The organism is Mycobacterium sp. IDUB_28, from assembly GCF_055419285.1.
The window spans coordinates 848,741-863,475 of sequence record NZ_JBVAXK010000001.1 but is presented as its reverse complement, the minus strand read 5'-3'; the positions used below and the strand labels follow the sequence as shown (position 1 = coordinate 863,475).

The following is a 14,735-nucleotide window of genomic DNA, read 5'->3' as shown; positions in this document are numbered from 1 at the left end:
GACCGCGACACGCCAGAGACACGTAAAGCGCGTCTCGTCGAGTGACGGACCCCGACGGGCGATATGTTGCTTGCACACGAGAAGCGCGATCATCCAGTGAATCCCAAGCAAGCTATTCGGCGTTAACGGTCGCGGCGAGCCGGAACAAACGGGTAGCGTCGTGGGGAACACGCGGCAGGCAAGACGATACGGCGACACAGGAAGTAGGCCCTGAAGCATCATGGCGCGCATCGGAGACGGCGGTGACTTGCTGAAGTGCTCGTTCTGCGGAAAGAGCCAGAAGCAAGTCAAGAAACTCATTGCGGGCCCCGGTGTGTACATCTGTGACGAGTGCATCGACCTGTGCAACGAGATCATCGAAGAGGAACTCGCCGACGCTGACGATGTGAAGCTCGACGAATTGCCCAAGCCGATCGAGATCCGCGACTTCCTCGAGGGTTACGTCATCGGGCAGGACACCGCCAAGCGGACGCTGGCGGTCGCGGTCTACAACCATTACAAGCGCATCCAGGCTGGCGAAAAGGGCCGTGACTCGCGCTACGAGCCCGTCGAACTGACCAAGTCCAACATCCTGATGCTGGGTCCGACCGGTTGCGGCAAGACCTACCTGGCCCAGACGCTGGCCAAGATGCTCAACGTGCCGTTCGCCATCGCCGACGCCACCGCGCTGACCGAGGCCGGTTATGTGGGCGAAGACGTCGAGAACATCTTGCTCAAGCTCATCCAGGCCGCCGACTATGACGTCAAGCGTGCCGAAACCGGCATCATCTACATCGACGAGGTCGACAAGATCGCTCGCAAGAGTGAGAACCCGTCGATCACCCGTGATGTTTCCGGCGAGGGCGTCCAGCAGGCCCTGCTCAAGATCCTGGAGGGCACCCAGGCCTCGGTGCCGCCGCAGGGCGGCCGCAAGCACCCGCACCAGGAGTTCATCCAGATCGACACCACCAACGTGCTGTTCATCGTCGCGGGCGCCTTCGCCGGTCTGGAAAAGATCATCTACGAACGGGTCGGCAAGCGGGGCCTGGGCTTCGGCGCCGAGGTGCGTTCGAAGGCCGAGATCGACACCACCGACCACTTTGCCGAAGTGATGCCGGAGGATCTGATCAAGTTCGGCCTGATCCCGGAGTTCATCGGCCGCCTCCCAGTCGTCGCGTCGGTCACCAACCTGGACAAAGAATCCCTGGTCAAGATCCTGTCCGAGCCGAAGAACGCGTTGGTCAAGCAGTACACGCGGCTCTTCGAGATGGACAACGTGGAGCTGGAATTCACCGGCGACGCCCTCGAGGCCATCGCCGACCAGGCGATTCATCGCGGCACCGGTGCCCGTGGCCTGCGCGCCATCATGGAAGAAGTCTTGCTGCCGGTGATGTACGACATCCCGAGCCGCGACGACGTCGCCAAGGTGGTCGTCACCAAAGAAACGGTGCAGGACAACGTGTTGCCGACGATCGTGCCGCGCAAGCAGTCCCGCAGCGAGCGACGCGACAAGACCGCTTAAACGCCCCGGCTTCCTGCGCGAGCCGTAGCTCGTGCGCGGGCGGAGCGCGCCGTCTCGCCGGCACAGTGACCAAAACCACAGTTTTGCTCCTGACGCCCACCGGCGTCACCGTGACATCGGCATTTACCTGCGTACTCGCCGGTAATAAGCCTGAGGCGTCGAACAGACATCCTTAGAAAAGTGTCATAATTGGTACCGCTGGTGACAGCAAAAACGTGTTAGCGGAGATGGCACTTCGGCGCGCGTATCGTCGAGCTGCAGCGGAGTGCCCGTCCGGAGGGCCAATGGAAGGCGGAGGCGTGAATCCGAACGGCAACGGCGCCGGGACAGAGTCTCACAACGGATCGCAAAGTCAAGTCGGCCGACAGCGGCTGGAGAACGTCGTCATCCGATTCGCCGGGGACTCCGGCGACGGCATGCAGCTGACCGGTGACCGGTTCACCTCAGACGCGGCCCTGCTGGGCAACGACCTGGCCACGCAGCCCAACTATCCCGCCGAGATCCGCGCTCCCGCAGGGACTTTGCCGGGCGTCTCGTCCTTCCAGATACAGATCGCCGACTACGACGTACTGACCGCCGGAGACCGGCCGGACGTGTTGGTCGCGATGAACCCCGCGGCCCTCAAGGCCAACATCGGCGACCTGCCGCGCGGGGGCATGGTGATCGTGAATTCCGACGAATTCACCAAGCGCAATCTCACCAAGGTCGGCTACGTCACCAATCCCCTCGAGACTGATGAGCTCGAGGAATATGTGGTGCATTCCGTTGCGATGACCACGCTCACTCTCGGCGCCGTCGAAGCGATCGGGGCGACCAAGAAAGACGGTCAGCGCGCCAAGAACATGTTCGCCCTGGGCCTGCTGTCGTGGATGTACGGGCGTCCGATCCAGACCAGTGAGAACTTCATCCGGGAGAAATTCGTCCGCAAGCCCGATGTGGCCGAGGCCAATGTGCTGGCCCTCAAAGCGGGCTGGAATTACGGCGAGACAACCGAGGCGTTCGGCACCACTTACGAGGTGTCCAAGGCTTCGCTGCCGGCCGGCGAGTACCGGCAGATCTCCGGTAACACCGCGCTGGCCTATGGCATCGTCGCCGCGGGCCAATTGGCCGACAAGCAGGTAGTGCTCGGCAGCTACCCGATCACGCCGGCGTCGGACATCCTGCACGAGCTGTCCAAACACAAGAACTTCAACGTCATCACCTTCCAGGCCGAGGATGAGATCGGTGGCATCTGCGCCGCCATCGGCGCCTCGTACGGCGGCGCGCTGGGCGTCACCAGCACTTCAGGCCCCGGCATTTCGCTGAAGTCCGAAGCACTCGGGTTGAGCGTGATGACCGAACTGCCGCTGATCGTGATTGATGTGCAGCGCGGCGGTCCGTCAACGGGTCTGCCGACCAAAACCGAGCAGGCCGACCTGTTGCAGGCGCTGTTCGGCCGCAACGGTGAGTCCCCGGTGGCCGTGGTGGCGCCCCGGTCACCCTCGGACTGTTTCGAGACAGCTATCGAAGCTGTCCGCATCGCGGTGTCGTACCACACCCCGGTGATCGTGCTCTCTGACGGCGCCATCGCCAATGGCTCCGAACCGTGGCGCATCCCGGACGTCACTTCGCTGAAGCCGATCAAGCACGTCTTTGCCAAACCGGACGAGCCGTTCCAGCCGTATGCCCGCCACCGGGACACCTTGGCCCGACAGTTCGCAGTGCCCGGAACGCCGGGTCTGGAGCACCGCATCGGCGGCCTGGAGGCGGCGAACGGTTCTGGTGACATCTCCTACGAGCCGGTCAACCATGACCTGATGGTCCGGATCCGGCAGGCCAAGATCGACGGCATCAGTGTCCCGGATCTCGAGGTGGATGATCCCACCAGCGACGCCGAGCTGCTCCTGATCGGGTGGGGGAGCTCCTACGGACCGATCGGTGAAGCCTGCCGACGGGCGCGCCGCAAGGGCGTCAAGGTGGCCCACGCCCACCTGCGCTACCTCAACCCGTTCCCGGCCAACCTCGGGGACGTGCTGCGGCGTTATCCGCAGGTGGTGTGCCCGGAGATGAACCTCGGCCAACTCGCGATGCTGTTGCGGGCGAAGTACCTGGTCAACGTGCAATCGGTCAGCAAGGTGCACGGCCTGGCGTTCCTCGCCGACGAAGTGGGCCGCATCATCCGTGCTGCCTTGGGTGGCACGTTGGCCGAGATCGAACAGGACAAAGCGATGGTCGCCAGGCTGGGCGCGGCAACGGTCGGAGCGAACGCGTGACGATGCAGAGCGTAGCGATGAGGAGGAGCGGCGCAGATGACTTCCGCCGGTGACGATGCAGAGCGTAGCGATGAGGAGGAGCGGCGCAGATGACTAGCGTGATCGGCACAGACCTCGGTATCACCCCGGAGTCACATCGCAGATTGACCAAGAACGACGGGGTGCCCACTACCGACCAGCCGCAGAAGGGCAAGGACTTCACCAGCGACCAGGAGGTGCGCTGGTGCCCGGGTTGCGGTGACTACGTCATCCTCAACACGATCCGCAACTTCCTGCCCGAACTCGGGCTGCGTCGCGAGAACATCGTCTTCATCAGCGGTATCGGCTGCTCCAGCCGTTTCCCCTACTACCTGGAAACCTACGGGTTCCACTCAATTCACGGCCGCGCACCGGCTATTGCCACCGGTTTGGCTCTGGCCCGTGAAGATCTGTCCGTCTGGGTGGTCACCGGCGACGGTGACGCGCTGTCGATCGGCGGCAACCACCTGATCCACGCGTTGCGCCGCAACGTCAACATCACCATCCTGCTGTTCAATAACCGGATCTACGGTCTGACCAAGGGTCAGTATTCGCCGACGTCCGAGGTCGGCAAGGTGACCAAGTCGACGCCCATGGGTTCGCTGGACCATCCGTTCAACCCGGTGTCGCTGGCGCTGGGCGCCGAAGCGACGTTCGTCGGCCGCGCGTTGGACTCCGATCGCGCTGGTCTGTCCGAGGTGCTGCGAGCGGCCGCCCAACATCGCGGTGCCGCCCTGGTCGAGATCATGCAGGACTGCCCGATCTTCAACGACGGCTCGTTCGACGCGCTGCGCAAAGAGGGTGCGGAAGAGCGTGTGATCAAGGTGAGCCACGGTGAGCCGATCGTCTTCGGCGGCAACGGCGAGTTCTGCGTGGTTAAGTCCGGCTTCGGCCTCGAGGTCGCCAAGACCGCAGACGTGCCCGCGGACGAGATCGTGGTGCACGACGCGCACACTGACGACTCGGCATACGCCTTCGCGTTGTCCCGGTTGTCGGACCAGAACCTCGACCACATGGTGATGGGCATCTTCCGCGACATCAGCCGCCCGACCTACGACGACGCGGCCCGATCGCAGGTCGAAGCCGCGCAGAAGTCGCGCGCCTCCGACGAGGCCGCGCTGCAGTCGCTGCTGCGCGGGCGCGACACCTGGACCGTGGGCTGAGGTGGCAGCGCAGGTGTCTGACGAGGGTGCAGCCGCCGGTTCGCTGGCCGGGGTGGTCCTTGCCGGCGGAGAGTCGCGGCGCATGGGTCGCGACAAGGCCACTCTGACCGTGCCGGGTGGTTCCACCACGTTGGTCGAGCATGTTGTCGACGTCCTCGGTCAGCGCTGCTCACCGGTCTACGTGGTGGCGGCTCCGGGGCAGCCCCTGCCTGCCTTGCCGGTGCCAATTCTGCGTGACGAACTTCGCGGCCTCGGACCGTTGCCGGCAACCGGTCGTGGCCTGCGCGCGGCAGCCCAGGCGGGAGCCCGCTGGGCATTCGTATCGGCGGTCGACATGCCTTCTCTCACAGCGGATTTGATCGACGACCTGATGCGTCTCGCCGCGGAGACGGACGCCGAGGTGGTGATGCCGTGGGATGGCCGCAGCCACTATCTGGCAGCGGTGTACCGCACGGACCTGGCCGACCGGATCGATGCGCTGGTCGCTGCCGGCCAGCGCAAGATGAGTGCGCTGATCGACGCATCGGACTCCCAGCAGATCGTGCTGGCCGACACCGATGTGTTGACCAATGTGAACACCGAGTCGGACCTGCGGGCGCCGGCCCGCTCGGCCCGCTGACCCGGCATCCGAGGCGCCCCAACGCGTTTGGGGACTTCATTACGTTATTGGTTGATGATCTGCTTGTAGATGCGGTCATTGTCGCTAAACGCGATGCATACAACGGCGTTTGACGGGCATTGCTCGTCAGCGCTAATGCCGCTCGAACTCGGGCGCCTTCGCGAGAAGTGTTGCAAAAGTGGGTATCTAGAGGATCAGTGCACTGCGGCCGGCTGAATTGGTCTAGGTCACTATCGAACTTGTTTGTGGCTCTGGTCACTCCGATAAGCTTTGTGCGAGGCTGGTTTTGTTCGCATGTCGGATATCGAAATCCGGTGTCCCAGCTCACAATTAGTGCGTGATTCGGCTCACGAAGCGTTGCTCGCACCGCCCCTTGTTCGTCGTGCCGGAATGCGCTGATGACCTGCAGTGATCATTCTGGATTCGACTCGTGATCAGTCCGTGATCCGGTCGAGATATCCGCATCATCGAGGTGACGAATTCAAATCGTTATCGTACGGTCCATTTAGCCCAGAAACGGGCGCGGTAAATAGATCAAAAATTGAATCCACGGACCCGCGTGTGAGCGGAACTGGGGACGACGCCAAGGTGGGTCGCCCCGACGGGTGACTGGCCACCGGCCGCCCCGGACGATTGAGTCCTCCGCTGTCGTGCCGAAACGAGACGGCACGCCCTGAAGCGATTTTATGCACCAATCACAACCCTCAACCCACTTCGGTGGGCTGGTTTCAGCGCGCGCGCAACGAAAGGAAATAGGTTGAAGAACGTCCGCAAGACGCTCATCGTCGCCGCGATTACAGGGACGCTCGTGACCGTGCCGACTACCGGCATCGCTCATGCGGATGTCCCGGGTGTGGACCCGAACGTGGCGCCTGGTTTTGACCCGAACGCCCCGGCTCCCGACGCGCCGCCGGCGCCCGAGCCCGTGGCATTCGACCCCACCGCACCGTCCCCGGATGCGCCGCCGGCCCCGGATGCGCCGGTTGGTTTCGACCCCAACCTGCCCGCCCCGGATGCTCCGCCTGTCGACCAGGTTCCGGCGCCCGCGCCGGCCAGGGCGTACAGCGTGAACTGGGACGCGATCGCGCAGTGCGAGTCCGGTGGTAACTGGGGCATCAGCACCGGTAACGGCTACTCCGGTGGTCTGCAGTTCACCCCGAGCACTTGGCGTGCCAACGGTGGTGCGGGTTCCGCTGCCGGCGCGAGCCGTGAGGAGCAGATCCGCGTGGCCGAGAATGTGCTGCACTCGCAGGGCATCGGCGCGTGGCCGGTCTGCGGTCGACGCGGCTGATCAACTGATGTACGGCAGGGTGCCGGGCCTTCGGGCCCGGCACTTCGTCGTATCGGGTGTCGCTGTTGGCAGGTCAAACGACGGGCTGGGGCGAGTCCGCCGAGCAGTGACCGGGGCCGGTGACGCAGACCGCGCCAGCTTGCCCACATCGCCGGGAGTAGCGTCGGGCGGGTGACTGATACGCCACGCGAATTCGACATCATCCTTTACGGCGCAACCGGCTTCGTCGGCAAGCTGACTGCGGAATACCTGGCCCGGGCCGGTGGCGATGCGCGCATCGCCCTGGCCGGCAGGTCGAAAGAGCGGCTGGCAGAGGTACGACGGTCCATCGGCGCGTCGGCAGAGCAGTGGTCTGAAGTAGCCGCGGATGCCACCGACCCGTCGAGCCTGAAGGAAATGGCCGCCCGCACGCGGGTGGTCATCACCACGGTAGGTCCCTACACCCGATACGGGCTGCCGCTGGTGGCCGCGTGCGCCGCCGCCGGCACCGACTACGCCGACCTGACCGGCGAGGCCAACTTCGTCCGGGAGAGCATCGACGTCTACCACAAGCAGGCCGCCGATACCGGTGCCCGGATCGTGCACGCGTGCGGATTCGACTCGGTGCCATCCGATCTGACCGTATTTGCGTTGCATCGCGCCGCTCAGCAGGACGACGCGGGAGATCTGACCGACACCAACCTCGTGGTGCGTTCCTTCCGGGGTGGACTGTCCGGCGGCACCATCGCATCGATGCTCGAACTGATGCGCGCTGCGTCCAAAGATGCCGAGGTGCGCCGTCAGCTCCTGGATCCCTACACCCTCAGCGATGACCGCGGTGCAGAACCCGATGTCGGACCGCAACCCGATCTGCCCTTGCGGCGTGGTCGCCAGATCGCGCCGGAGCTCAACGGTTTGTGGACGGCGGGGTTCGTGATGGCCCCGTACAACACTCGGATCGTGCGGCGGAGCAACGCACTGCTGGACTGGGCGTACGGCCGCGAGTTCCGCTACGCCGAGAGCATGAACCTCGGATCTTCCGCGATCTCCCCGGTGGCCTCTGCTCTGATCACCAGTGCCAGCAACGCGGTGTTCGGCTTGGGCAGTCGCTTCCTCGGTCTGTTGCCCGCCAACCTGATGGAACGGGTACTGCCCAAACCCGGCACCGGTCCCAGTGCCCAGGCCCGCGAGCGTGGTTACTACAAAGTCGAGACCTACACCACGACGACGTCCGGCGCCCGCTACGTGGCGCGCATGGAACAGCGGGGCGACCCGGGGTATAAGGCGACCTCGGTCATGCTGGGCGAATGCGGCCTCGCGCTGGCACAGGACCGCGACAAGCTTCCTGACCTGCACGGCGTGCTGACCCCGGCGGCCGCCATGGGTGATGCGCTGCTGGCCCGCTTCCCGGGCGCGGGTATCTCGCTGGAGACCGAACGGTTAATTTGACGTGCGGGTTGAAATTGGGCTGCGTCCAGGGGTGACGAACCAGATCGCGCGAGTCTAGTGTCGAATCGGGGCGTCTTTCATACCAGCAACGAAGGTGGACAGCGATGGCCGGACTCGATGACCTGTATGCGCAGATTCCCACCTCAGACATCGCCACCAAACTCGATGCCGACCAAGGCGAAGTCGAAAAGGCGGTACACACGCTGGTGCCGGTATTGCTCAGCGGTCTGCAGCACAATTCCCAAGATCCCGAGCACGCCAGCAAGATCGAATCGGCAGCCAGTGGCCACGCCGCCCGCGGCCTGCTTGACGCCGGCGGCGGTGTCGACCAGGTCGACGAGCAGGACGGGCACCAGGCCGTGGCGACCCTATTCGGCGGCAAGGACACCGACCAGGTGGCGGCGGCGCTAGCCGGCGGGGGCGCGGGCAACAGGGACCTGCTCAAGCAACTACTGCCGGTCGTGCTGCCAATTGTGTTGGCGTACATAGGCAAACAACTTGGATCGGACGGCGCCGCCGCCGAGACCACGGCGTCGCAGCAACGGACGTCCGGTGGCGGGCTGGGAGACATCCTGGGCAGCATCCTCGGCGGCGGCAACGACAAGTCACTCGGCGGCATCCTGGGCAGCGTGCTGGGCAATAAGGGCGGTGGCCTCGGGGACATCCTCGGCGGGCTCCTCGGTGGCAAGAAATAGACTGTGCGACAACAGGATTGCGCTGAGTGCAAACCTGTTTCGGGCGCAGCAAGATGGGTAAGTCTGTGTTCAGGGGTACCAGGACGGACGGTCGGCGGGTGTCGACCGTACTTGGAAACGACAGGGATGGAGAGGGTAAGTCATGTCAGACACGCTCACCGAAGGACAGAAGCTGGTCAGAGGGGAGTCGCTGGTCTCCAACAACGGCGCCTACACCCTGACCCTGCAGGACGACGGCAACCTGGTGCTGGCCGCTCGGGGAAAGCCGTTGTGGGACACCGGGACCAACGGTCAGAATGTGGTGCGCGCCGAGGTGCAGACCGATGGCAACTTCGTGCTCTACACGTCGGACAAGCCGGTGTGGCACAGCGACACCAAGGGCAAGAAGCAGGTCCGGCTGGTCCTGCAGGACGACCGCAACCTGGTGCTCTACGCCGGTGACGGTAAAGCCGCGTGGTCGACCAAAACCGAGACCGACGCGCCCCCGCCCCCCGAGCCGGTCGCCGAGGCAGAGAAGTCCGGTTCCGAGTCCGCCAAGGGCGGTTGGTGGGGTTCAGACGAGCCGGCCCAGAACGCCGTCGCTGAATCCCACGAAGAGGCACCCGCCGAACCGCCCCCGGCCGAGCCTGCTGCCCGTACCCACACCGTCGAGTCCGGCGACACGCTGTGGGCCATTGCCGAGCGCTTCTACGGCGACGGCAGCAAGTACCAGCTGATTGCGGACGCCAGCGGCATCCCCAACCCCGACTTGATCTACCCCGGTCAGGTGCTCACGATTCCGTAATCGGCTCCGGTCTCGGAGGCCCAACCCGGCGGCGCGGCTGGCGGTTCCTAGAATTGTGCGGTGACCGCCAGCCCCCGCCCCGCCGACGACCAGCTGCCCAAGTCGTGGGATCCGGCCGCGATGGAGGGCGCCATCTACCAGAAGTGGCTGGATGCCGGCTACTTCACCGCGGACCCGCACAGCGACAAGCCGCCGTACTCGATCGTGCTGCCGCCGCCCAACGTGACAGGCACGCTGCACATGGGTCATGCGTTGGAGCACACCATGATGGATGCGCTCACCCGTCGCAAGCGCATGCAGGGCTACGAGGTGCTGTGGCAGCCGGGCATGGATCACGCCGGCATCGCCACCCAGAGCGTGGTGGAGAAACAACTCGCGGTCGACGGCAAGACCAAGGAAGACTTTGGCCGTGAACTGTTCGTCGAGAAGGTGTGGGACTGGAAGCGGGAGTCCGGCGGCGCGATCGGCGGTCAGATGCGCCGGTTGGGCGACGGCGTGGACTGGAGCCGTGACCGGTTCACCATGGACGAAGGTCTGTCGCGGGCGGTACGGACGATGTTCAAGCGGCTCTACGACGCCGGGCTGATTTATCAAGCCGAGCGACTGGTCAACTGGTCACCGGTGCTGGAGACAGCCATCTCCGATCTCGAGGTCAACTACCAGGACGTCGAGGGCGAGTTGGTGTCGTTCCGTTACGGCTCCCTCGACGACGCCGAACCCCACATCGTGGTCGCCACCACCCGGGTCGAGACGATGCTGGGTGACACCGCCATTGCGGTACACCCCGACGACGAGCGCTACCGTCAGTTGGTCGGGACCAAGTTGCCGCACCCGTTCGTCGACCGCGAGATGATCGTCGTTGCCGACGCGCATGTGGATCCCGAATTCGGTACCGGCGCAGTCAAAGTCACCCCCGCCCACGACCCGAACGACTTCGAGATCGGATTGCGGCATCAGTTGCCGATGCCGTCGATCCTGGATACCAAGGGGCGCATCGTCGGCACCGGGACGCAGTTCGACGGCATGGACCGCTTCGAGGCCCGGGTCGCGGTGCGCGAGGCACTGGCGGCGCAGGGCCGAGTCGTGGCCGAAAAACGGCCCTATCTGCACAGTGTCGGGCACTCCGAGCGCAGTGGTGAGCCGATCGAGCCACGGTTGTCGCTGCAGTGGTGGGTCCGGGTGGAGTCGCTGGCCAAGGCGGCCGGCGACGCGGTTCGCAACGGGCACACCGTGATTCACCCCGCCAGTCTTGAACCGCGGTGGTTCGCGTGGGTGGACGACATGCACGACTGGTGCATCTCGCGCCAGCTGTGGTGGGGTCACCGCATCCCGATCTGGTACGGGCCCGACGGCCAGCAGATGTGCGTCGGTCCCGACGAGACACCGCCCGACGGGTGGGAGCAGGACCCCGACGTGCTGGACACGTGGTTCTCTTCGGCACTGTGGCCGTTCTCCACTCTGGGTTGGCCGGAACAGACCGCCGCACTGGAAAAGTTCTACCCGACAAGCGTTCTGGTCACCGGCTACGACATCCTGTTCTTCTGGGTGGCCCGGATGATGATGTTCGGCACGTTCGTCGGCGGCGACGACACCATCACCCTCGCCGGTCAGCGCGGCCCCCAGGTGCCGTTCACCGACGTGTTCCTGCACGGTCTGATCCGCGACGAATTCGGCCGCAAGATGAGTAAGTCCAAGGGCAACGTCATCGACCCGCTGGACTGGATCGACAAATACGGCGCGGATGCGTTGCGGTTCACGTTGGCGCGGGGGGCCAGTCCCGGGGGTGACCTGGCGATCGGCGAGGACGCCGTCCGCGCGTCGCGCAACTTCGGCACCAAGCTGTTCAACGCCACCCGGTACGCGCTGATGAACGGCGCGGCAGCAGCCTTCCGGGCACCTTTCCCCGCCCTCGACGAGTTGACCGACGCCGACCGCTGGATTCTGGGCAGGCTGGAACAGGTTCGGGCCGAGGTGGATTCGGCCTTCGACAGCTACGAGTTCAGCCGCGCCTGCGAGTCGTTGTACCATTTCGCCTGGGACGAATTCTGCGACTGGTACGTCGAACTGGCCAAAACGCAACTCGCGCAAGGTAATCCGCACACTGCGGCGGTGTTGGCCGCTGGGCTGGACGCCCTGCTGCGGCTACTGCATCCGGTGATTCCGTTCCTCACCGAGGCGCTGTGGCAGGCGCTCACCGGTCAGGAGTCGCTGGTCATCGCCGAATGGCCGAGTTCGTCCGACATCGAGCTGGACAACGTTGCCGCACAACGGATCACCGACATGCAGAAACTGGTGACCGAGGTGCGCCGGTTCCGTAGCGACCAGGGTCTGGCCGATCGGCAGAAGGTGCCGGCACGGTTGGTCGGTGTCCAGGACGTCGATCTGAACGAGCAGGTGCCCGCCGTGACGTCACTGGCCTGGCTCACCTCACCGGGTGCGGACTTCGCGGCCTCGGTGTCGCTGGAGGTGCGGCTGAGCGCGGGGACGGTGGTCGTCGAGCTGGATACGTCGGGCACCATCGACGTCGCCGCCGAACGGCGTCGGCTCGAAAAGGACTTGGCGGCGGCGCAAAAGGAACTGGCGTCCACCGCCGCCAAGCTCGCCAACGCAGACTTCCGGGCCAAGGCGCCCGAAGCCGTCGTCGGTAAGATTCGCGACCGACAGCAGTTGGCGCAGGAGGAATCCGACCGCATCACCGCGCGATTGGCGGCGCTGCGGTGAGTTCCGAGGCATCCGACTGGTCCGAACAGGCCACCGACGCGGCGCCGACCCCGGACGAGATCGCGTCGTTGTTACAGGTGGAACACCTGCTGGACCAGCGCTGGCCGGAGACCCGCATCGAACCCAGCCTGACCCGGATCAGCGCGCTGATGGATCTGCTCGGTTCGCCGCAACTGAGCTATCCCGCCATCCACATCGCCGGCACCAACGGCAAGACCTCAGTCGCCCGCATGATCGATGCGCTGCTCACCTCGTTGCAGATGCGCACCGGGCGCACCACCAGCCCGCATCTGCAGTCCGCGGTCGAGCGCATCTCGATCGACGGCACGCCGATCACCCCGGCGCGTTACGTCGAAACCTACCGGGAGCTCGAGCCGTTCGTGCAGATGGTCGACGAACAGTCGCAGGCAACCGGGGGCCCGGCGATGAGCAAGTTCGAGGTGCTCACCGCAATGGCGTTCGCCGCGTTCGCGGACGCGCCCGTCGACGTCGCCGTCGTCGAGGTGGGCATGGGCGGCCGGTGGGACGCCACCAACGTGATCAACGCGCCGGTGGCGGTCATCACCCCGATCAGCGTCGACCACGTCGACTATCTCGGCGACGACATCGCCGGGATCGCGGGGGAGAAGGCGGGCATCATCACCCGCGCGCCCGACGGCGCGCCCGACACCGTCGCGGTCATCGGCCGGCAGACGCCCGAAGCCATGGAGGTGCTACTGGCGCAGTCGGTGCGCGCCGATGCCGCAGTGGCCCGACAGGATTCGGAGTTCGCGGTGCTGCAACGTCAGGTCGCCATCGGCGGCCAGGTGCTGGAACTGCAGGGCCTGGGCGGGGTGTACTCCGATATCTACCTGCCGCTGCACGGCGAACATCAAGCGCACAACGCGGCGCTGGCGCTGGCCGCGGTCGAGGCCTTCTTCGGCGCCGGCGCCCAGCGCCAACTCGACATCGACGCCGTGCGGGCCGGCTTCGCCGCCGTCGCCAGCCCGGGACGGCTGGAACGGATGCGCAGCGCCCCAACGGTTTTCATCGACGCCGCGCACAATCCCGCCGGGGCTGCCGCGCTGGCCCGGACGCTGACCGACGAATTCGACTTCCGCACGCTGGTCGGCGTGCTCAGCGTGCTGACCGACAAAGACGCCGACGGCATTCTGGCGGCCCTGGAACCGGTGCTCGATTCCGTCGTCGTCACGAATAACGGCTCACCACGCGCGCTGGACGTCGAGGCGCTCGAGCTGGCGGCGCAGCAGCGGTTCGGTCCGGACCGGGTGGTCACGGCCGAGAACATGCGCGACGCCATCGACGCCGCAACCGCCCTGGTCGACGATGCCGGTGCCGAGGACGGGATCGCGTCAGGAGCCGGGATCATCATCACCGGGTCGGTGGTCACCGCCGGGGCGGCACGAACCCTGTTCGGGCGTGATCCGCAGTGACTGAACAGGGGCCGCCGCGGCCCGACCCGTGGAAGAGCTTCGCCGGGGTGATGGCCGGGACCCTGATCCTGGAAGCGATCGTGGTGCTGCTGGCGATACCGGTGGTGGGCGCGGTCGGTGGCGGCTTGCACGCGGCGTCACTGAGCTATTTGATCGGGGTGGCCGTGCTGCTGGTGGTGCTGTCCGGACTGCAGCGCAAGCCCTGGGCGATCTGGGTCAATCTGGGGTTCCAGCTGGCGCTGGTGGCCGGCTTCCTGCTGGATCCGGCCGTCGGCTTCATCGGGCTGCTGTTCACCGGGGTGTGGGCGTTGATCGCCTATCTGCGGGCCGAGGTGCAACGCCGGCAGGCGGCTCAGGCCCTCGAACCGCCGCCGGATTAGTGCCAGGACCGGCGGGCCTCTACTCTTGGGCACCGTGAGCGAACGGACCCTGGTACTGATCAAGCCCGACGGTGTGCAACGGCAGTTGATCGGCGAAATACTCAGCCGCATCGAGCGCAAAGGCCTCACCATCGCGGCGCTGGAGCTCAGGAACGTCGACGACGAGCTGGCCCGCAGCCACTACGCCGAGCACGAGGACAAACCGTTCTTCGGGTCGCTGCTGGAGTTCATCACGTCGGGACCGGTGGTGGCCGCGGTCGTCGAGGGGCCCCGCGCCATCACGGCGTTCCGGCAACTCGCTGGTGGCACCGACCCGGTGGAGAAGGCCACACCCGGCACCATTCGCGGTGATTTCGGGCTGGAAACGCAGTTCAACCTGGTGCACGGGTCCGATTCGGCCGAATCGGCGCAACGCGAGATCGGCCTCTGGTTCCCCAGCTCCTAACCGCT

General features: G+C 65.5%; 12 protein-coding genes. All 12 read left to right on the top strand.

Translation table 11 applies throughout. The annotated features are described in order from the left end of the window. Positions 1–220 precede the first annotated feature (220 nt). Positions 221–1,501 carry an ATP-dependent Clp protease ATP-binding subunit ClpX gene (gene clpX / locus ACZYZ9_RS03910; protein WP_463824864.1) on the top strand — a complete coding sequence of 427 codons (1,281 nt, stop codon included), beginning with the start codon at positions 221–223 and terminating at the stop codon, positions 1,499–1,501. Between the two features lie 299 nt (positions 1,502–1,800). Continuing rightward, entirely contained in the window at positions 1,801–3,753 is a 1,953-nt protein-coding gene (locus tag ACZYZ9_RS03905) for a 2-oxoacid:acceptor oxidoreductase subunit alpha (protein ID WP_463824863.1), read from the top strand. Positions 3,754–3,842: 89 nt separating this feature from the next. Beyond that, the gene (locus ACZYZ9_RS03900) at positions 3,843–4,934 is read left to right on the top strand and encodes a 2-oxoacid:ferredoxin oxidoreductase subunit beta (protein WP_463824862.1); all 1,092 of its coding nucleotides are present in this window, start codon (positions 3,843–3,845) and stop codon (positions 4,932–4,934) included. A 13-nt stretch (positions 4,935–4,947) separates the two neighbouring features. Next, on the top strand, positions 4,948–5,553 hold the full coding sequence (gene mobA, locus ACZYZ9_RS03895; protein WP_463824861.1) for a molybdenum cofactor guanylyltransferase: 606 nt from the start codon (positions 4,948–4,950) through the stop codon (positions 5,551–5,553). 757 nt (positions 5,554–6,310) lie between these two features. Continuing rightward, on the top strand, positions 6,311–6,844 hold the full coding sequence (locus ACZYZ9_RS03890; protein ID WP_463824860.1) for a transglycosylase family protein: 534 nt from the start codon (positions 6,311–6,313) through the stop codon (positions 6,842–6,844). Between the two features lie 171 nt (positions 6,845–7,015). Then, a complete protein-coding gene (locus tag ACZYZ9_RS03885) occupies positions 7,016–8,272 on the top strand; it encodes a saccharopine dehydrogenase family protein (protein ID WP_463824859.1) in 1,257 nt (418 codons plus the stop codon). A 104-nt stretch (positions 8,273–8,376) separates the two neighbouring features. Next, on the top strand, positions 8,377–8,967 hold the full coding sequence (locus tag ACZYZ9_RS03880) for a DUF937 domain-containing protein (protein ID WP_463824858.1): 591 nt from the start codon (positions 8,377–8,379) through the stop codon (positions 8,965–8,967). A 142-nt stretch (positions 8,968–9,109) separates the two neighbouring features. Then, positions 9,110–9,751: a LysM peptidoglycan-binding domain-containing protein gene (locus tag ACZYZ9_RS03875; RefSeq protein ID WP_463824857.1), complete on the top strand. Its 642-nt coding sequence runs from the start codon at positions 9,110–9,112 to the stop codon at positions 9,749–9,751. A 60-nt stretch (positions 9,752–9,811) separates the two neighbouring features. Continuing rightward, on the top strand, positions 9,812–12,472 hold the full coding sequence (locus ACZYZ9_RS03870) for a valine--tRNA ligase (protein WP_463824856.1): 2,661 nt from the start codon (positions 9,812–9,814) through the stop codon (positions 12,470–12,472). After that, the gene (gene folC / locus ACZYZ9_RS03865) at positions 12,469–13,905 is read left to right on the top strand and encodes a bifunctional tetrahydrofolate synthase/dihydrofolate synthase (protein ID WP_463824855.1); all 1,437 of its coding nucleotides are present in this window, start codon (positions 12,469–12,471) and stop codon (positions 13,903–13,905) included. Before ACZYZ9_RS03870 ends, folC begins: the two co-directional genes overlap by 4 nt. A 50-nt stretch (positions 13,906–13,955) precedes the next feature. After that, entirely contained in the window at positions 13,956–14,285 is a 330-nt protein-coding gene (locus ACZYZ9_RS03860) for a DUF4233 domain-containing protein (protein ID WP_463824946.1), read from the top strand. Between the two features lie 34 nt (positions 14,286–14,319). Continuing rightward, positions 14,320–14,730: a nucleoside-diphosphate kinase gene (gene ndk / locus ACZYZ9_RS03855; RefSeq protein WP_463824854.1), complete on the top strand. Its 411-nt coding sequence runs from the start codon at positions 14,320–14,322 to the stop codon at positions 14,728–14,730. Positions 14,731–14,735: the final 5 nt, after the last annotated feature.